At 59.5% G+C, this 19,925-nt stretch carries 17 protein-coding genes and 1 pseudogene; 13 read left to right on the top strand and 5 right to left on the bottom strand.

Annotated elements, in window-relative coordinates:
* Positions 1-219: 219 nt before the first annotated feature.
* The 4 genes from ACM6IT_RS17105 to ACM6IT_RS17120 all read right to left on the bottom strand — a co-directional run bounded on the left by ACM6IT_RS17105 (position 220) and on the right by ACM6IT_RS17120 (position 4,766).
* Positions 220-969 carry a FadR/GntR family transcriptional regulator gene (locus tag ACM6IT_RS17105; protein WP_177336501.1) on the bottom strand — a complete coding sequence of 250 codons (750 nt, stop codon included), beginning with the start codon at positions 967-969 and terminating at the stop codon, positions 220-222.
* Positions 970-1,125: 156 nt separating this feature from the next.
* On the bottom strand, positions 1,126-2,853 hold the full coding sequence (locus tag ACM6IT_RS17110) for an ABC transporter ATP-binding protein/permease (RefSeq protein WP_056728306.1): 1,728 nt from the start codon (positions 2,851-2,853) through the stop codon (positions 1,126-1,128).
* A 97-nt stretch (positions 2,854-2,950) separates the two neighbouring features.
* Positions 2,951-3,511, bottom strand: coding sequence for a response regulator transcription factor (locus ACM6IT_RS17115; RefSeq protein ID WP_007973041.1), 561 nt, complete (start codon positions 3,509-3,511; stop codon positions 2,951-2,953).
* Positions 3,504-4,766: an ATP-binding protein gene (locus tag ACM6IT_RS17120; RefSeq protein WP_056728304.1), complete on the bottom strand. Its 1,263-nt coding sequence runs from the start codon at positions 4,764-4,766 to the stop codon at positions 3,504-3,506. The genes ACM6IT_RS17115 and ACM6IT_RS17120 overlap by 8 nt, the downstream gene beginning before the upstream one ends.
* Before the next feature lie 378 nt (positions 4,767-5,144).
* Here ACM6IT_RS17120 and ACM6IT_RS17125 point away from each other — a divergent pair, with 378 nt between their 5' ends.
* The 9 genes from ACM6IT_RS17125 (at position 5,145) to ACM6IT_RS17165 (ending at position 17,083) form a co-directional block, all read left to right on the top strand.
* The gene (locus tag ACM6IT_RS17125) at positions 5,145-5,861 is read left to right on the top strand and encodes an SIMPL domain-containing protein (protein ID WP_223542499.1); all 717 of its coding nucleotides are present in this window, start codon (positions 5,145-5,147) and stop codon (positions 5,859-5,861) included.
* Positions 5,862-6,307: 446 nt separating this feature from the next.
* Positions 6,308-7,933, top strand: coding sequence for an ABC transporter substrate-binding protein (locus ACM6IT_RS17130; RefSeq protein WP_056728300.1), 1,626 nt, complete (start codon positions 6,308-6,310; stop codon positions 7,931-7,933).
* Between the two features lie 302 nt (positions 7,934-8,235).
* Positions 8,236-9,837, top strand: a complete 1,602-nt coding sequence (locus ACM6IT_RS17135; protein WP_414914026.1) for an ABC transporter substrate-binding protein — start codon at positions 8,236-8,238, stop codon at positions 9,835-9,837.
* 174 nt (positions 9,838-10,011) lie between these two features.
* Positions 10,012-11,445 (top strand): OprD family porin, encoded by a 1,434-nt coding sequence (locus ACM6IT_RS17140; protein WP_056728298.1) that lies wholly within the window; start codon positions 10,012-10,014, stop codon positions 11,443-11,445.
* A 78-nt stretch (positions 11,446-11,523) separates the two neighbouring features.
* Entirely contained in the window at positions 11,524-13,119 is a 1,596-nt protein-coding gene (locus ACM6IT_RS17145) for an ABC transporter substrate-binding protein (RefSeq protein ID WP_414918395.1), read from the top strand.
* A 72-nt stretch (positions 13,120-13,191) separates the two neighbouring features.
* Positions 13,192-14,202: an ABC transporter permease subunit gene (locus tag ACM6IT_RS17150; protein WP_056728294.1), complete on the top strand. Its 1,011-nt coding sequence runs from the start codon at positions 13,192-13,194 to the stop codon at positions 14,200-14,202.
* Between the two features lie 10 nt (positions 14,203-14,212).
* A complete protein-coding gene (locus tag ACM6IT_RS17155) occupies positions 14,213-15,124 on the top strand; it encodes an ABC transporter permease subunit (protein WP_056728293.1) in 912 nt (303 codons plus the stop codon).
* Between the two features lie 10 nt (positions 15,125-15,134).
* Positions 15,135-16,103 (top strand): ABC transporter ATP-binding protein, encoded by a 969-nt coding sequence (locus tag ACM6IT_RS17160; protein WP_056728291.1) that lies wholly within the window; start codon positions 15,135-15,137, stop codon positions 16,101-16,103.
* Positions 16,103-17,083 (top strand): peptide ABC transporter ATP-binding protein, encoded by a 981-nt coding sequence (locus ACM6IT_RS17165; protein ID WP_056728287.1) that lies wholly within the window; start codon positions 16,103-16,105, stop codon positions 17,081-17,083. Before ACM6IT_RS17160 ends, ACM6IT_RS17165 begins: the two co-directional genes overlap by 1 nt.
* A gap of 210 nt (positions 17,084-17,293) precedes the next feature.
* On the opposite strand, the gene ACM6IT_RS17170 is transcribed toward ACM6IT_RS17165, so the two are convergent.
* Positions 17,294-17,548, bottom strand: coding sequence for a hypothetical protein (locus ACM6IT_RS17170; protein WP_409078301.1), 255 nt, complete (start codon positions 17,546-17,548; stop codon positions 17,294-17,296).
* 267 nt (positions 17,549-17,815) lie between these two features.
* Between ACM6IT_RS17170 and ACM6IT_RS17175 the strand changes: the two are divergent.
* The 4 genes and pseudogenes from ACM6IT_RS17175 to ACM6IT_RS17190 all read left to right on the top strand — a co-directional run.
* Positions 17,816-17,998: pseudogene (locus ACM6IT_RS17175) on the top strand (phosphohydrolase); the annotation flags it as partial.
* 47 nt (positions 17,999-18,045) lie between these two features.
* Positions 18,046-18,414, top strand: a complete 369-nt coding sequence (locus ACM6IT_RS17180) for a DUF4440 domain-containing protein (protein ID WP_414914027.1) — start codon at positions 18,046-18,048, stop codon at positions 18,412-18,414.
* A 417-nt stretch (positions 18,415-18,831) separates the two neighbouring features.
* A complete protein-coding gene (locus ACM6IT_RS17185) occupies positions 18,832-19,158 on the top strand; it encodes a DUF6124 family protein (protein WP_414914028.1) in 327 nt (108 codons plus the stop codon).
* Positions 19,159-19,430: 272 nt separating this feature from the next.
* Positions 19,431-19,925, top strand: a 495-nt coding sequence (locus ACM6IT_RS17190; RefSeq protein WP_414918396.1) for a contractile injection system protein, VgrG/Pvc8 family, incomplete at its 3' end; no start/stop codon positions are given.

Consider the following 19,925-nt stretch of genomic DNA (forward strand, 5'->3'; position numbering starts at 1 on the left):
AAGAATTCGTTGAAGTCCTGTTTTAGAGGGCTTCTTCAGGGGAGCGCAGGGAAGATCACACCTCGAAAAACAGGTGTTCAGGAGATACGTTGTCGGAAGATTGAAGCAGGAGATAAGTAAAAAAGAGGCTGATCGAAGGTCTTGCGGGATGGCTTGCGGCCCCTTCGCGAGCAAGTCGAAGACGGCTTATCGGGCGACCCATCACCAAAAGCAAAAAACCTAAACCCGCTGCGCCTCAGCCTCTTCATGGGCATGACGCAACCGCTCACGGCTGTTGGTCAGGTGCAGGCGCATCGCCGCACGCGCCGCATCGGAATCCTGGCGGGCAATGGCGTCGTAGATCTCTTCGTGCTCACGGCTCAGGCGACCCATGTAGTGCTGCTGGTCGTCATGGGCCAGGCGCGCGGAGTTCAGCCGTGTGCGCGGAATGATGCTGGTACCCAGGTGGGTCATGATGTCGGTGAAATAACGGTTGCCGGTGGACAGCGCGATTTCGAGGTGGAAGGCGAAGTCCGAGGCTACGGCGTCACTGGCGTGAGCGGCGCTTTCATTCAACGCGTCGAGGGCGGCGCGCATATTGGCTAACTGTTCCGGACTACGACGTTGCGCCGCCAATCCGGCGGACTCCACTTCCAGGCTGATGCGCAGTTCCAGGATCGCCAGCACATCTCGCAAGGTCACGACGGTCGCCGGGTCGATACGGAAACCGCTCGGGCTCGGTGTGTCGAGCACGAAGGTGCCGATACCGTGGCGGGTTTCCACCTGCCCTGCCGCCTGCAAACGGGAAATCGCCTCGCGCACCACCGTACGGCTGACACCATGGGCATCCATGATGGCTGACTCGGTGGGCAACTTGTCGCCACGCTTGAGATGACCGTCGCGGATCTGCTCGGACAGCACCGTCACCAGTTCCTGAGCGAGGCTGCGGCGCTTGCGTGGGAGACGTGGAGCGTCGTTCGGGTTTTCCATGGTGAACATCTGTCTCGAAAAAATCGGCGGCTGAAAGCGCATCATAGCGCAACGCGGTTGTACGATCACCACCGCCGCAGGCTGCGATCTTTTGACTTTGATTTTTCAAGATCAAAAGATCGCAGCCTGCGGCAGCTCCTACAGGATTTGTGGTGTTTATGCGGTCACGGCCTGGTCCACCAGATGGCCATTCTCGATACGAATGTGCCGCGGGTGGAAGCGTTTCAGGCTGCTGCGATGGCCCACGCTGACAATGCTCAGCCCCGGCAACTCGTCGATCAGCGCCTGATACAGCGTGGCCTCGTCTTCTTCGTCCATCGCCGAGGTGGCTTCGTCCATGTACAGCCATTGTGGTGCATAAAGCAGCGCACGGGCGAAAGCCAGGCGCTGCTGCTCCCCCGGTGACAACATGCGCTGCCAGTGATTGGCTTCGTCGAGACGGGCAATCAGGTGCGGCAGGCGGCAGGTTTCCAGCACCTGCGCGTAGCGTTCGTTCGGATAGGTATCGCCGGGCTGTGGATAACTGAGGACATCACGCAGGGTACCAATCGGCAAATACGGTTTTTGCGGCAGGAACAGGTAGCGCGCCGATGGCAGACGAATACTGCCGTGGCCGGTCGGCCACAGATGTCCCATCGCCCGCAGCAGCGTCGACTTGCCGCTGCCGGAACGACCGCTGAGCATCACACGCTCGCCCTCCTCCACGGTCATGTCGGCGTTGGACAGCAGGTGGCGACCGTCAGTCAGGTCGAGGCCGAGGTTGTGCACCTTCAGCACCGAGCCCGAATTCTGTACGTCGATGGCCGGCGCACGCTCTTCGTTATCACGCATGGCCTGGTGGAAGCTCAACAGACGATCGCAGGTGGCGCGCCAGGAAGCGAGGCTCTGGTAGGCACTGATAAACCAGCTGAAGCTTTCCTGCACGTTGCCGAACGCCGAGCTGATTTGCATCAGCTCGCCCAGTTCGATCTTGCCGGAAAGGTAACGCGGGGCGGCAACCATGAAGGGGAAGATAATGGCGGCCTGGCTGTAACCGGCGGTGAAGAACGTCAGGCGCTTGGACACTTTCATGATGTCCCAGAAGTTATGCCAGACCATCCCGAAGCGATCACTCAACCGACGATTCTCGTTCGGCTCGCCGTTGTACAACGCGATACTTTCGGCATTCTCGCGAATTCGCACCATTGAGAAACGCAGGTCGGCTTCGAAGCGTTGTTGCTGGTTGTTCAGGCCGATCAGGCGACGACCGATCAAATGCGTCAGCCAACTGCCGACCACCGCATAAACCAGCACGCACCAGAACATGTAGCCGGGAATGGTGATGCCGAATACCTCAATGCTGCCCGACACGCCCCACAGAATGATCGAGAACGACACCAGGCTGACGATATTGCGCAGCAGCCCGATACCCAGCTCAAGGGTGTTGGAGGTGAAGTTGTTGAGGTCTTCGGAAATCCGCTGGTCCGGGTTATCGGTGTAACCGCCCTGCTCCAGCTGGTAGTAATTCTTGTCGGCGAGCCAGCGTGCAAAGTGCTTTTCGGTGAGCCATGCCCGCCAGCGGATTGTCAGCATTTGCGTCAGGTACAGCCGGTACACCGCGCCGACGATCGCCACCGCCGCAATCGCGCAGAAGTACAGGATCAGTTGCCAGAACGCGGCCTCGTCCTTCTTTTGCAGGGCGTTGTAGAAGTCCTTGTACCAGGTGTTGAACCACACCGAGATCCCCACGCTGATCAGCGACAGCGCTATCACCGCGATCAGCAGCGTCCAGGCCTTGGCCTTCTCTTCACTGCGCCAGTAAGGCGTGATCATCGCCCACACTTTGCGAAAAAACTGCCCGCGCACGGCGTCGTTGACCGCGGAATACTCAGCGTTCTGATTCATGGATAAGGCTCGATAGAGAAAAGTACGCACACGAACCGATCATAGATGATCGGTCCGGTTTGTCGCGAGATACGGCCCGCATTCATTCAGCGCAGGTTCAGCGGCGAACGGGACGCTTCTGCAGTTTGCGCTGCAGGGTGCGGCGGTGCATGCCCAGGGCACGGGCCGTGGCGGAGATGTTGCCTTCGTGTTCAGTCAGCACGCGCTGGATGTGCTCCCACTGCAGGCGGTCCACGGACATCGGGTTTTCCGGCACCAGGCTGTCGAGGTCGGCGTGCTCGGACAGCAGCGCCGCCAGCACGTCGTCGGCGTCGGCCGGCTTGCACAGGTAGTTGCAGGCACCACGCTTGATCGCCTCGACGGCGGTGGCAATGCTCGAGTAACCGGTGAGGATCACCACGCGCATTTCCGGGTCCATTTCCAGCAACTTGGGCAGCAGTACCAGGCCGGAATCGCCGTCCATCTTCAGGTCCAGTGCGGCATAATCCGGCAGATCGGCCTTGGCCAGCTCCAGGCCTTCCTCGGCGGAACCGGCAGTGCTGACGCGAAAACCGCGGCGGGCCATGGCGCGGGCCATGACGCGGGTGAATGTGGCGTCGTCATCGACCAGCAACAAATGTGGCAGTTCTTCGCCTTCGACTTGGATCTCTTCACTCATGTTCGTTTCCTCGGGCGACACGGGGCAGGCGCAGCTCGGTGAGCGTGCCACCTTCCTCATGACTGTAGAGTTTCACTGAGCCGCCGGCGCGTGTCACGCTGGCCTTGCTCAAAAACAGGCCCAGGCCGAAGCCTTTGCCCTTGGTGGTAAAAAACGGTTTGCCGATTTGCTCGGCGATGGCCAGAGGCACGCCAGCGCCATGGTCACGAATGCTGATGGTCAGGTTTTCCCAATCCCAGTCCAGCGTCACTTGCAGCCCTTCGGGGCAGGCATCGGCAGCGTTGTTCAACAGATTCAACAAAGCCTGGGTCAGGTCCGGCGGCGGCGCCATGCGCGGGACCGGGCCCTGGCCGAGGCGCTGGAAGCGATAACTGGCTTCCGGGCGCATCAGGTGCCAGCGATTGAGGGCTTCATCGAGCCAATCGGTGACGTCCTGCATCTCCACCGCCAACCGGCGATTGGCCTCGGCGGCGCGCACCAGTTGCTGCAAGGTTTGCTTGCACAACTTGACCTGATCCTGCAGCACGCTCAGGTCGTCCTGCAACATCGGATCATGATGATCCTGACGCATTTCCTTGAGTAGCACACTCATGGTCGCCAGCGGCGTGCCCAGTTCATGGGCCGCGCCGGCGGCCTGGGTGGCGACGGCCAGCAGTTGCTGATCGCGCAGGCCTTCTTCGCGACGAATGGCGCGCAACTCTTCCTGGCGACGCAGTTCTTCGGCCATGCGCGCGGCGAAGAAGGTGATCACCGCAGCCGCGAGGGCAAAGCTCAACCACATCCCATAGACCTGCAGGTTTTCCCGAGCGATCGGGAAGGTTTGCAGCGGGTAGAACTGCGCCAGCAACAGCGTGTACATCGTCAGCGCAATACCCGACAGGATCACCGAATAACGCCATGGCAACGTTACCGCGGCAATGGTCAGCGGCACCAGGTAATAGGAGACGAAGGGGTTGGTCGAGCCACCGGAGAAATACAGCAGCGCACTGTGGATAAACAGGTCGCAGGCCAGTTGCACGGCGTATTCGAGCTCGGTCACCGGCCACGAAGTGCGCAGGCGAATGGCCGTGAACACGCACAGCAGCATTGAACATGCGAGCGTCGCAGCCAGTTGAAACCAGGGCAGTGGCAGCAATTCGAGCCAGTAGGCCAGGCCAACGGAACCGGCCTGGGCGGCCAGCACCAACGTGCGGATGAACGTCAGCCGCCAGAGGTTCTGGCGAGTGGCGGAAGTGATTTGAACGGGGGCGAGCATGAGCTCTCCTGATGAGCGCTCCAGGCGGATCGCAGGGAGTATAACCAAGCACGGGGGCTGACAGGCAAAAGTGCGGCAAACGGCCACAGCCAAGCTCAATGTTTTAAGGGAACGCTTTTGTGGCGAGGGAGCTTGCTCCCGCTGGACTGCGCAGCAGGCCCTAAGCATTCAACTGTGTAACACAAAGAAAATTTGCATACCGATTTTACGACTGCTTCCCAGCCGAGCGGGAGCAAGCTCCCTCGCCACAAAAAGCCCTGCGCGCACCATCAGTTCTGTATAGAAGTTGTAACTGTGCGAACCGGAGCATAAAAGCTAGAGTCTGATGGTTTCACGCAGGCCTGGATCATACCCCTGCGCACCTTTCAAGGAGCCTTCATGCACACATTCCGCCGCAGCGCCGCCCTCCTCGCCCTGAGCGTTGGCACCGTCGCCAGCCTCCCGGCCCTGGCCGCCGACGAGCTTCATTACAACCAGATTTCCCTGCGCGCCGAAGTCAGTCAGGAAGTGGCGCGCGACCTGATGATCGTGACCCTCTACACCGAAGAACAGAACACCGACCCGGCCAAACTCGCCGCCGATGTCAGCACCACCATGAATAAGGCGCTGGCCCAGGCCAAGCAAGTCAAGAACATCACCCTGCGCCAGGGCAGTCGCAACAGCTACCCGATCTACGACACCAAGGGCCAGAAAATCACCGGCTGGCGCGAGCGTGCCGAATTGCGCCTGGAAAGCTCGGACTTCGCTGCGCTGTCGAAGCTGACCGGCGAACTGCTCACCGACCTGAAAATGGGCGGCATGGACTTCGCCATCGCCACCCCGACCCGCAAGGCCAGCGAAGACGCCCTGCTCAAGGATGCCGTGACCGCGTTCAAGGCCCGCGCCCAGCTTGCGACTGATGCTCTGGGCGGCAAGAGCTACAAAATCGTCAACCTGAACCTCAACAGCAACGGTTATCCACAGCCTTACATGCGCGCGCCAATGATGATGAAAGCCGCCGCCATGGACAGCGCACCGGTGACGCCGGATGTCGAGGCCGGTACCAGCCAGGTCAGCATGACCGCCGATGGCTCGATTGAAGTGCTGATGCCTTGAATCGATAGCCCGTAAACAAAAACGGCGATCATAAAAATGATCGCCGTTTTTTTTGGCAGTTTTCAGGCATGAGCTATAACTGGATAGGTCCACCCGAGAAAAGCCGTCGATTGGCCACTATCGGTGCAACAATAACCACTCTTATTCACGCCGTGCCCACCCCACAATCCGGGGTATGAATAAGTAACACCCCGCCCCACGCAGGAGCAACCCGAGTCAGGAACGCACTCTAAAAGTGCGTCATTTGCACCGTAAAAATGCTGCGCAAACGGTCAAATGCGTCAGCAATTATACAAATGCGACATTAAGGTACGTTCGTGCCACCGTTTAAGGCTTGTAGTCGCTCTGGATCTTGCATTGGGTATGGCCCCTGCATAAGTATCCGCAGGCACGACTCACGAGGTCGTCCTCTAATTCCAAAAATGACAACAAATCATGAGGCCACCATGCTTAAACACGCGGTCATTCCGTTCTTAGTTGGCGCAAGCTTGTTAGCCAGCGCACCGTTCGCCCAAGCAGCGACTAACCTGGTGTTCTGCTCCGAAGGGAGCCCGGCCGGTTTCGATCCAGGTCAATACACCACCGGAACCGACTTCGACGCCTCTGCAGAAACCATGTTCAACCGCCTGACGCAGTTCGAGCGCGGCGGCACCGCGGTAATTCCTGGACTGGCGACCAGCTGGGACGTCTCCGATGACGGCCTGACCTACACCTTCCACCTGCGTGAAGGCGTCAAGTTCCATACCACGCCGTACTTCAAGCCAACTCGTGAGTTCAACGCCGACGACGTGCTGTTCACCTTTAATCGCATGATTAACAAGGATGACCCGTTCCGCAAAGCGTACCCGACCGAATTCCCGTACTTCACCGACATGGGGATGGATACCAACATCACCAAGATCGATAAAGTCGACGACAAGACTGTCAAGTTCACCCTCAAGGACGTTGATGCCGCGTTCATCCAGAACATGGCCATGAGCTTCGCCTCGATCCAGTCCGCCGAGTACGCTGCCCAGCTGCTCAAGGAAGGCAAGGCCGCCGACATCAACCAGAAGCCGGTTGGTACTGGCCCGTTCGTGTTCAAGAGCTACCAGAAAGACTCCAACATCCGCTACACCGGGAACAAGGACTACTGGAAGCCTGACGACGTGAAGATCGACAACCTGATCTTCGCCATCACCACCGACCCATCGGTACGTATCCAGAAGCTGAAGAAGAACGAGTGCCAGGTCACCCTGTTCCCTCGTCCGGCCGACCTGAAGGCACTGCGCGAAGACAAGACCCTGAAGCTGCCTGACCAGGCTGGTTTCAACCTCGGCTACATCGCCTACAACGTGATGCCCAAGGTCAAGGGACAAACCGATGCGAACCCGCTGGCTGACCTGAAGGTACGCCAGGCAATGGACATGGCGGTCAACAAGCAACAGATCATCGACTCCGTGTACCAGGGCGCCGGCCAACTGGCCGTCAACGCCATGCCTCCAACCCAGTGGTCCTACGACACCACTATCAAGGATGCGCCGTACAACCCTGAGAAAGCCAAAGAGCTGCTCAAGGAAGCCGGCGTCAAAGAGGGCACCGAAATCGTTCTCTGGGCGATGCCGGTACAGCGTCCTTACAACCCGAACGCCAAGCTGATGGCAGAAATGCTGCAGTCCGACTGGTCCAAGATCGGCCTCAAGGTCAAGATCCAGAGCTACGAGTGGGGCGAGTACATCAAGCGCTCCAAAGGTGGCGAGAACCAGGCGATGCTGATTGGCTGGAGCGGTGACAATGGTGATCCGGACAACTGGCTGAACGTTCTGTTCGGCTGCGACTCGCTGGAAGGCAACAACTTCTCCAAATGGTGTGACAAGAAGTTTGACGACATCGTCAAGCAAGCCAAGCGCACTTCGGACCAAGGCAAACGCACCGAACTGTACAAACAGGCGCAACACGTCCTCAAGGATGCCGTGCCTATGACACCTATCGCTCACTCGACGGTGTTCCAACCCATGCGCGCCAACGTGCAGGACTTCAAGATCAGCCCATTTGGCTTGAACTCCTTCTACGGCGTCAGCGTCAGCAAATAAGGTTTTGCAACGGCGACGTTCCTGACGTCGCCGTTGCTTTATCTTCCGAGAAAGCAGGAATTCGCCTACATCCTAATCCGCAGCTGACTACAGCATCGGGCGAGGACGCGTTGCCATTTCCTACGAGTCTTTAGGACTCTACGCATTTACTGTCGGACCCATGGCTCATACCGTCGGGATCTGACCAGTGCACGCGTGGGTCATCGGTTACTGCTGTGTGCATGGTTTGAAATCAGTGATGCCTCTACGTCCGCGCACGGGACGGCGGCTCATTGACAACATTTGAGAGAAAAGGAAGCGTTATGCGCCATACCCTGGTTTTATCCGCTTTGCTGGGCACCGGTCTGTTGGGCGCCACTTCCATCAGCCAGGCCGCCAACAACAGCCTGGTGTTCTGCTCCGAAGGCAGCCCCGCCGGTTTCGACACGGCGCAGTACACCACTGCGACTGACAACGACGCCGCCGAGCCGCTATACAACCGATTGGCAGAGTTTGAAAAAGGCGCGACCAACGTCGTACCGGGCCTGGCCACGAGCTGGGATATTTCCGAGGACGGCCTCAAATACACCTTCCACCTGCGCGAAGGGGTGAAGTTTCATACCACCAAATACTTCACGCCGACCCGGGACTTCAACGCCGATGACGTGTTGTTCACGTTCAATCGCATGCTCGACCCGCAACAACCTTTCCGTAAGGCTTATCCGACAGAGTTTCCGTACTTCAACGGCATGAGCCTGAACAAGAACATCGCCAAGGTCGAAAAGACCGGGCCGCTGACCGTGGTCTTTACGCTCAATAGCGTGGACGCCGCGTTCATCCAGAACATCGCCATGAGCTTCGCCGCCATCCTTTCGGCCGAATACGCCGACAAGCTGCTGGCCGAGGGCAAGCCGAGCGACATCAACCAGAAGCCGATCGGCACCGGGCCGTTCGTGTTCAAGAGCTACCAGAAAGACTCGAACATCCGTTACACCGGCAACCAGCATTACTGGGACCCGAGCCGGGTCAAGCTCGACAACCTGATTTTCGCCATCAACACCGACGCCTCGGTGCGCGTGCAGAAACTCAAGGCCGGCGAGTGCCAGATCACCTTGCATCCACGCCCTGCCGATGTAACCGCGCTGAAGAGCGACCCGGCCCTGCAACTGATCGAGAAGCCTGGCTTCAACCTCGGCTACATCGCCTACAACGTGCGCCACAAACCCTTCGACCAGCTCGAAGTGCGCCAGGCGCTGGACATGGCGGTGAACAAGCAAGGCATTCTCAATGCCGTCTACCAGGGCGCGGGGCAACTGGCGGTCAACGCCATGCCGCCAACCCAATGGTCCTACGACGACACGATCAAGGACGCCGCCTACAACCCGGAAAAAGCCAAGGAGCTGCTCAAGGCTGCCGGCGTCAAGGAAGGCACCGAGATCACCCTCTGGGCCATGCCGGTCCAGCGTCCGTACAACCCCAACGCCAAGTTGATGGCCGAGATGCTCCAGGCTGACTGGGCGAAGATCGGCCTCAAGGTCAAGATCGTCAGCTATGAGTGGGGCGAGTACATCAAGCGCACCAAGAATGGCGAGCACGACATCAGCCTGATCGGCTGGACCGGTGACAACGGTGATCCGGACAACTGGCTGGGCACGCTCTACAGCTGCGACGCCATTGGCGGCAACAACTACTCGATGTGGTGTGATCCGGCCTACGACAAGCTGATCAAGCAGGCCAAGGTCGTCACCGACCGTGAACAGCGCACCCAGCTCTACAAACAGGCGCAGCAGTACCTCAAGCAGCAGGTACCGATCACGCCGGTCGCCCACTCAACGGTCAACCAGCCGCTGAGCGCCAAAATCGAAGGGTTCAAGGTGAGCCCGTTCGGTCGCAATGTTTTCTCGGGTGTCAGCATCGAAAAATAACCGATTAGCCAGAAATGCCGGGGGGCGGATTTTCCGCCCTCACGCAGACGCTTTGCCGTCTTTTGTCAATTTGGCCGACAGCAAACGTTTGCGATGCCGTGAATGAGTTCTAAACCAATAGCCGGATCACAAAAAAAGACCGGCATAAAAAAAAGAAAGTAAGGAGCTTTACCCATGAAACTGAGCAGCACCGCGTTATTGGCCTTGGCCATCAGCAGCGTAACCGCCACGGCTTACGCAGAAACCCAAAGCCAGGCTTTCACCCCGGTTACCGTGAACGAGAAAAACGCCCAGAGCGAAGCCACTGGCTTTGTCGAAGGCCAGTCGATCACCGGCACCACGCGTAACTGGTACGCCAATGAGCAACTGCACCGCGGCGCCAAATTCGCCTACAAAAAAGACGGCGTTTCGACCCCGACCGATCGCCGGATCAACTGGGTCCAGGGCACCATCCTCAAGTACAACTCGGGCTTCACCGAAGGCACCGTGGGCTTCAGCACTGAAGTGGCGGCGTACAACGCCATCGCCCTGGACCAGGACCGCAAAGACCTGGCGTCGAACAACGGCGGCGCACCAGGCAGTCGTCCAGGCGCGGGCAACAACCGTACCCTGACCAAAGAGGGCGGCGACGCTCAAGGCCAGTGGAGCAAACTGGGCCTGGCCAACGTCAAGGCCCGTGTTTCCAACAGCACCCTGACCGCCGGCCGCATGAACTTCAGCAGCCCGATGGTCGACGTAATCGGTAACCGTGCACTGCCTTCGAGCTTCCAGGGCGTGGCCCTGCACAGCGAAGAGCTGAACAACCTGGCCTTCGACCTGGCCACCTTCGACCGCAACTCACCGCGTACCGAAGAAAGCCAGCGCAAATTCCGCACCGAATACGCCAACGGCATCGTCGAAACCGACCACGTTCACACCGGCGGTATCACCTACACCCCATTTGCCAGCCTGACCACCAGCCTCTGGGCGACCCAGGCTGAAGACATCTGGAACCAGTACTACTTCGGCGCCTCCCACGTACTGGGCGACAGCCAGGTATTGAGCCTGACCACCGGCCTGAACTACTACAAAACCAAGGAAACCGGTAAAGCCCTGATCGGCGATATCGACAACGACACCTACTCGCTGTCGTTCGGCCTGACCCACCAGGCCCATACCCTGACCCTCTCGTATCAGGAAGTGAACGGTAACGAGTACTTCGACTACCTGCACGAAACCAACGGTATCTACCTGGCCAACTCCCTGCTGTCGGACTTCAACGGCCCGAACGAAAAATCGTTCCAGGTTGCCTACGGTCTGAACATGGCCGAATACGGCGTGCCAGGCCTGAAGTTCAACATCTACCAGGCTCGCGGCTGGGGTATCGACGGTACTCACTACACCGGCAACGGCGGCGTGGCAGGCAAGGGTTACGATGGCATCCAGTCCCAGGATGGCGAACACCACTATGAATACGGCATCGGCGCGACCTACGCCGTGCAGAGCGGCCCGCTCAAGGCCACCACGATTCGCGGCACCTACACCGCTCACCGTGCCAGCGAAAACCAGGCTGATGGCAGCATCAACGAGTTCCGTCTCGTGACCACGGTTCCGTTCAACATCCTGTAATGCCCGTGCCGAACGGCTGATTCAATGACGGATCGGCCGTTCGGCTTTTGTCCTTTAACTGATTGCAGAGGGTTCTTGATGAAAATGCTTCCCCTACGTGCGGCCATCGCGGCTGCGTTGCTCAGTGTCGCTGTTGGTGTCTCGGCCAAACCCCTGGTGGTTTGTACCGAAAACAGCCCCGAAGGCTTCGACATGGTCCAGTACACGACTGCAGTCACAGCCGATGCGGTGGCCGAAACCATCTTCAATCGCCTGGCAGACTTCAAGCCCGGTACCACCGAAGTGATTCCGGCACTGGCCGATTCCTGGGACATCAGCGAAGACGGTCTGAGCTACACGTTTCATCTGCGTAAAGGCGTCAAGTTCCACACCACCGAATACTTCAAGCCGACCCGCGACATGAATGCCGACGACGTGGTCTGGAGTTTCCAGCGCCAGCTGGACCCGATTCATCCATGGCACAAACTGTCGAGCGTGGGCTTCCCGTACTTTGAAAGCATGGGCTTCAAGGAACTGCTGAAAAGCGTCGAGAAAGTCGACGACAACACGGTCAAGTTCACCCTGACCCGTCGCGAAGCGCCGTTCCTGGCCGACATCGCCATGGCCTTCTCGTCGATCTACTCCGCCGAGTACGCCGACCAGTTGCTCAAGGCCAACAAGACCGGCGACCTGAACAACAAGCCGGTCGGCACCGGCCCGTTCGTCTTCCAGCGCTACAACAAGGACGCCCAGGTTCGCTTCAAGGCCAACCCGGACTACTTCCGAGGCAAGCCTCCGGCTGATGCGCTGATCCTGGCCATCGCCACCGACAACAACGTGCGCCTGCAGAAGCTCAAGGCCAACGAGTGCCAGGTCGCGCTGTATCCAAAACCGGATGACATTCCGAGCATCAGGAAAGACGACAAGCTGAAAGTCGATGAGCTGAATGCGATGACCGTCGCGTACATCGCCATCAACACCACGCACAAGTACCTTAGCGATGTACGGGTGCGTAAAGCCATCGACATCGCCTTCGACAAGGAAGCGGCTGTCAACGCGCTGTTCGGCAAGGGCAATGCAACAGCCGCCGTCAACCCGTTCCCGGACACCCTGCTGGGCTACAACCACACCCTGAAGAACCCGGTCCGCGATCTGGACAAGGCCCGTGCCCTGCTCAAGGAAGCCGGCGTACCGGAAGGCACCACCTTCACCCTGTTCACCCGCAACGGAGGCGGTGCAACCAACCCGAACCCGATGCTCGGTGCGCAGATGATGCAGGCCGACCTGGCCAAGGTCGGGATCAAGATCGACATTCGCGTGATGGAATGGGGCGAAATGCTCAAACGCGCGAAAAACGGCGAGCACGACATGGTTTCCGCCGGATGGGCGGGCGATAACGGCGACCCGGATAACTTCCTGACGCCTATGCTCAGTTGTGAAGCGGCCAAGAACGGCGAAAACTACGCGCGCTGGTGCAATGACAAGTTCCAGGCCCTGATCGATCAGGCCCGGGAAAAAACCGACCCGGCCGAGCGTGCAGCCCTGTACGAGCAGGCCCAGCTTATTTTCAACCAGGACCAACCGTGGATCAGCTTGGCCCACACTAGAATGTTTACCGCAATGCGCAACAACGTAGAGGGCTATCACATTAGCCCCCTGACCACGAATAACTTCGCCACCACCCAGGTGAAGTAATAAGAAAACTCCCGGCATTCCTGACCCAGGCATGCCGGGCACGCCTAACCGGCTGATGAGGTACAACACACGATGTTTAGTTTTATTGCCCGCCGACTGGGGTTATTGATCCCCACGTTCTTCGGCATCACCCTGCTGACTTTCGCGTTGATTCGCATGATCCCGGGCGACCCCGTGGAAGTCATGATGGGAGAACGCAGGGTCGATCCCGAAATGCACGCTCAGGCAATGGAACGCCTAGGTCTGAACAAACCCCTGTATGCCCAGTACCTGGATTACATCGGCAAGCTGGCCCACGGCGATCTCGGGGAATCCCTGCGTACCCGTGAAAGTGTGTGGAGCGAATTCACCTCCCTGTTCCCCGCGACCCTGGAACTGTCCATGGCCGCCCTGTTGTTCGCCGGCATCCTGGGCCTTCTGGCCGGGGTGATCGCGGCACTCAAGCGAGGATCCCTGTTCGACCATGGGGTGATGGGTGTCTCCCTGGCGGGATACTCGATGCCGATCTTCTGGTGGGGCCTGATCCTGATCATGTTCTTCTCGGTGAGCCTGGGCTGGACCCCGGTGTCCGGGCGGATCGACCTGCTCTACGACATCGAGCCGCGCACCGGCTTCATGCTGATCGACACGCTGCTGGCCGACGAGCCGGACGCCTTCTTCGACGCCCTGCACCACCTGATCCTGCCGGCCATTGTGCTCGGCACCATTCCGCTGGCAGTGATCGCGCGGATGACCCGCTCGTCGATGCTCGAAGTGCTGCGTGAAGACTACATTCGCACCGCCAAGGCCAAAGGCCTGTCGCCGGCGCGCGTCGTGTTCGTACACGGCCTGCGTAACGCGCTGATCCCGGTACTGACGGTGGTCGGCCTGCAAGTCGGAACGCTGCTGGCCGGTGCGGTCCTGACCGAAACCATCTTCTCGTGGCCCGGCATCGGCAAATGGCTGATCGAAGCCATTGGTGCCCGGGACTACCCGGTCGTACAAAACGGCATCCTGTTAATCGCCTGCCTGGTGATTCTGGTCAACTTCGTAGTGGACATCCTCTACGGCTTTGCCAACCCACGCATCCGTCATCAGCGCTGAGATCATGACCATGACCACTCCAATTCCATCGGTAGCAGTCGATCAAAGCCTGCTGTACCCGTCTCCATACAAAGAATTCTGGCAAGCGTTCTCCAAGAACAAAGGCGCCGTCGCCGGCCTGATGTTCATGCTGCTGGTGATTTTCTGCGCCATCTTCGCCCCGTGGGTTGCCCCTCACGATCCTAGCGAGCAGTACCGCGATTTCCTGCTGACCCCGCCAGCCTGGCTCGAAGGTGGGCAACTGCAGTTCCTGCTCGGTACCGATGAACTGGGCCGCGACCTGCTGTCGCGACTGATCCAGGGTTCGCGCCTGTCGCTGCTGATCGGCTTGTCGTCGGTGGTGATGTCACTGATTCCGGGCATCCTGCTGGGCCTGTTCGCCGGGTTCTTCCCGCGCGTGCTCGGTCCGACCATCATGCGTCTGATGGACATAATGCTGGCCCTGCCGTCCCTGCTGCTGGCCGTGGCGATCGTCGCCATCCTCGGCCCTGGCCTGATCAACACCGTGATCGCCATCGCCGTGGTGTCCCTGCCGTCGTACGTTCGCCTGACCCGCGCTGCGGTGATGGGCGAACTGAACCGCGACTACGTGACCGCCGCGCGCCTGGCCGGTGCCGGCTTGCCGCGCCTGATGTTCGTCACCGTGCTACCCAACTGCATGGCGCCGCTGATCGTTCAGGCCACCCTGAGCTTCTCCTCGGCGATCCTCGATGCCGCCGCACTGGGCTTCCTCGGCCTTGGCGTACAACCGCCAACCCCTGAGTGGGGCACCATGCTGGCTTCGGCCCGCGACTACATCGAACGCGCCTGGTGGGTGGTGAGCCTGCCTGGTTTGACCATTTTGCTCAGCGTGCTGGCAATCAACCTGATGGGCGACGGCCTGCGCGATGCGCTGGACCCGAAACTCAAGAACGCCGCCTGAGGAGATTCCCATGTCACTGCTAGAAATCAAGAATCTCAACGTTCGCTTCGGCGACAAAAACGCCACGCCAGTGGTCGATGGCCTCGACCTGAAAGTGGACAAGGGCGAAGTGCTGGCCATCGTTGGCGAGTCCGGCTCCGGCAAATCCGTGACCATGATGGCGCTGATGGGCCTGATCGAGCATCCGGGGATCGTCACCGCTGACGCCCTGAACTTCGACGGCAAGAACATGCTCAAGCTCAACAATCGTCAGCGTCGACAGATCGTCGGTAAAGACCTGTCCATGGTCTTCCAGGATCCGATGACCGCGCTGAACCCGAGCTACACCGTCGGCTTCCAGATTGAAGAAGTGCTGCGCCTGCACCTGAAAATGTCCGGCAAGGCGGCCCGCAAACGCGCCATCGAACTGCTGGAAAAAGTCGAGATCCCGGGTGCCGCCAGCCGTATGGACGCTTACCCGCATCAACTGTCCGGTGGCATGAGCCAGCGTGTCGCGATTGCCATGGCGATTGCCGGCGAACCGAAACTGCTGATCGCCGACGAACCGACAACGGCGCTGGACGTGACCATCCAGGCACAGATCATGGACCTGCTGCTGGCGTTGCAGAAAGAGCAGAACATGGGCCTGGTGCTGATCACCCACGACCTCGCCGTCGTGGCCGAAACCGCCCAGCGCGTGTGCGTGATGTACGCCGGCCAGGCGGTCGAAGTCGGTCAGGTGCCGCAACTGTTCGACATCCCGGCGCACCCGTATAGCGAAGCGCTGCTCAAGGCGATTCCGGAACACAGCCTCGGCGCCGCGCGTTTGTCGACCCTGCCGGGCATCGTGCCCGGTCGCTACGACCGTCCGCAGGGTTGCCTGCTGTCGCCGCGCTGCCCGTACGTGAAAGACAACTGCCGTCAACAACGTCCGGCCCTTGACCAGAAAAGCAACAGCCTCGCTCGCTGCTTCTACCCGCTGAACCAGGAGGTGGCGTAATGGCCGTCGTTCTTACCGCCCGCGACCTGACCCGTCACTACGAGGTGTCCCGAGGCCTGTTCAAGGGGCACGCCACCGTGCGCGCCCTCAACGGCGTGTCGTTCGAACTGGAAGCCGGCAAGACCCTCGCTGTCGTCGGCGAGTCGGGTTGCGGCAAGTCCACCCTGGCACGTGCCCTGACCCTGATCGAAGAGCCGTCCTCCGGCTCCTTGAAAATCGCCGGGCAGGAAGTTGCCGGGGCCGACAAGGCCCAGCGCAAGCAACTGCGCAAAGACGTGCAGATGGTGTTCCAGAGCCCGTACGCCTCGTTGAACCCACGGCAGAAAGTCGGTGATCAGCTTGCAGAACCGCTTCTGATCAACACCAGCCTGAGCGCCTCCGAACGTCGCGAGAAAGTCCAGGCGATGATGAAGCAGGTGGGCTTGCGTCCCGAGCACTATCAGCGTTATCCGCACATGTTCTCCGGCGGCCAGCGCCAGCGAATCGCCCTGGCCCGGGCGATGATGCTGCAACCGAAAGTGCTGGTGGCGGACGAACCGACCTCGGCGCTGGACGTGTCGATTCAGGCGCAGGTGCTCAACCTGTTCATGGATTTGCAGCAAGAGTTCAACACCGCCTACGTGTTCATCTCCCACAACCTGGCAGTGGTACGCCACGTTGCCGACCACGTGATGGTGATGTACCTCGGTCGTCCGGTGGAAATGGGCACGAAAGAGGACATTTACTCACGCCCTCTGCACCCCTATACCCAGGCGCTGCTGTCGGCGACGCCGGCCATCCACCCGGATCCGGACAAGCCAAAAATCAAGATCGTCGGTGAACTGCCCAACCCGCTGAACCCGCCGTCCGGCTGCGCCTTCCACAAGCGCTGCCCGTACGCCACCGAGCGTTGCAGCACTGAAGAGCCGGCCCTGCGCCTGCTCGACAACCGCCAGGTGGCTTGCCACTACGCCGAGCAATTCCTCGACGGCGCGGCATAAAAAATGTGGGAGCGGGCTTGCTCGCGAAGGCGTCATTCCAGTCAACATCAATGTCGACTGACAGATCGCTTTCGTCGGAACGCCGCCCGGAGCAAGCCCGCTCCCACAGGGATTGAGCAGTTCAAGTAAATACGCGTTAACCCGACCCCTTCCACCTCGATTGAGCATCACTCAGGTAGAAGGGGTTTTCTTTTGCCCGCTATCGAGCGACTACGTCTGGCTGTCGCCCTCTTCTTCATCGGTGTCCGGCTCGTCGGTGGTCGAGTCATCGTCGTTGTCCGCACCACCCTGCCCCTGATCTCCCGGTTCCGATTCGGACTTGGCGATCATCAACCCCGCATAACCCGCCTGCCCGCTCGAAGCCTGTTCCCCATGATCGATACACTCGGCCCACGCCATCGAAGTGCCGAGCGAGAGCATCACCATCACCTTCAACAGCAGTAAAACGCGAAACAATCTGTTCATAGCCGATTCCGTCCTTTCGTTGAGTGCCTGTCTGGCGCTGAGTCAAATCTAGTTCCGATCAGCCGGGTTCTCCAGTTGGACGTTGTCGATCGGGGGAAAATGCCATGGGTTTGGAGACTGGTTTGGAATAAAAGTTATGCCGAAAAGATCAAAGCGTGTTCCGCCTTCCAGAACGCTTGTGCTCCCACAGAATTCCTCGCAGGATTCGCGGGATGTACGCAGGACAGGACTTCCGCGATCGGCACGTTTACTCAAAGGACGCAGCATGATCAACAGGCCAATGACCGCGACTATGACGACACTCGCTTCTGTATCGACCATTTCCAGACCAAGCTGCTGCACCTGGCAGACGGTTTCCAGACTGCGACGGGGCAACGTCTGGCGCAGGTTCGTCATGAGCGTTTGAAGGGGTTTGTGGAGCAGTTCAAGGAAGAGATCGGGATTGGCTGATGCGCCAGGAGCACTGAACCTGCACAACTCAGGAAAGGACAAGCGCCATGGATCTGTCGCAAACACTGCTGCAACTTGAACAACGCCTCCTGTCACACACGACTCGACGAAATGCTGAAGAAATCTCACGCTTGCTCGCGGATGACTTTATCGAGTTCAGCGCCATTGGCGGCATCTGGAGCAAGGCCGAGGTGGTCGAGCAGTTGCCCCATGAGTCGTTTATCCAACGGAGCATCAGCCATTTTGCCATCAAGGCATTGTCAGAAGAGACCGCCTTGGTGACTTATCATTGTTACGTCGACAGCCACGGCCATCCCGGCGCAGTCCACAGTTTGCGTAGCTCCATCTGGCGTAATCGGGGCGAGCAGTGGCAGATGGTTTTCCACCAGGGGACATTGATTCCCAGTGAACAATGACGCAGGCATTCATGGCGAATCCGGATCCCTCGCGAGCAAGCTCGCTACAGGGGTTTGCGGCGGACAAATCCAGAGCGGTTGTAGGACTCGAAGTGCAACTACACCGCCTTGCGCCATTGCCTACAACTACGCCAGAATCCGCCGGCTTGTGCGCTAGGACCCTGGTCTCTATCGTTTGCGCGCCGCTGCCAATCCAGCGGCCGGGTTTAGCGATCCAAACCATTCATAGGCGTCACAGCGCCCCAGACTTAAGTGCAGTCTTTCATGTCTGCAATTTGTGTCATGGCGGCTGTGCGTGGGAGACCTGCGGGTCTACCCGGGGTTCCTGTGTCCCGGATCGCTAACCTGCGTACAGCTGCCACCCTTACTTGTTTAGCGATAGGTCATGGTGGTTCGAGTTTTCATAGGAGACGCGCCATGGTTAAACACACGCCCAATCCCCCTGAATCAGAAGCCGAAAGCGCCACCCACCGCGCTTCCAGACTCCATCTAAAACCCGCCATCCTGAAAAGCAACGCACCGCACAATCCCAGCACGATGTTCGTCATTGCACCCGACATCGACACCGAAAGCCTGTTGGCCCATGCCTGCGAATCACTGGCCTCGGCAAGCGTCATGGCCAGCGATTTCGCCACCTTCCTGGACGGCCCGCAGCGCAGCATGTTGCTGGGTATCCAACAGGTGATCATGCTGGCCGACCTGGCAGTCAACCGCGCACTGGATAACGTCGCTCCGCTGGATTAAGTGCTGAACCTTGTGGCGCAGGAAGCGGCTTCCTCGCCACAGCGCTCGGCTCCATTGTTTTAACCCTGTCAAAAAGCAGCCGCTGCACCTGGCGCCGACAAAATCGCGAACGGTCCTACAGGTACGTTGCATCAACACTCGGATGCATCCTACGCGAGCGTCGGATGCTTCCTATATCAACCTTTTTTACCTTCCTGAAAGCTGTCGAGCGCTTGAACGCGGGAGGCAACGAAGCCTCCCCGTCCGCTTCAACAGCCCAGGGAGGCCTGATTTTGTCCAACGTACTGCGCACCTTGTTCGACCACAGCCGCCACACACTCTGGGTCCGGGAGCTGGACGCCCCCCTCGACGTCCTGGCCTTCCACGGCGAAGAACACCTCAGCCAGCCGTTCAGCTACCACATCGAGTTCACCTCCAGCCAACTCGACATCGACGCCGAGCTCATGCTTGGCCAACCCGCCAGCTTCAGCCTGCACGCACTGCCGGAAAAGGTCTCGTCGCTGATCTTCGAACCGTCCGAAGTCAAGCCGCTGCGCACCTTGCACGGGGTAATCAGTGGCTTCAAACGCCTGTCCGCTTCCGTCGACGAGGCACGCTACGAAGTCACCCTGCAACCGCGTCTGGCGCTGCTCGCGCGGGGCCGGCAATACCGGATCTACCAGCACCGGTCGGTGCCGGAAATCGTCGAGCACATCCTGCGCGGCCGTCACGATTTCCGGGGCCAGGACTTCCTCTTCCACCTGCACCGCGAGTACCCCCGGCGCGAA

Source organism: Pseudomonas sp. IT-P4 (genome assembly GCF_949767755.1).
Lineage (GTDB): Bacteria > Pseudomonadota > Gammaproteobacteria > Pseudomonadales > Pseudomonadaceae > Aquipseudomonas > Aquipseudomonas monachiensis.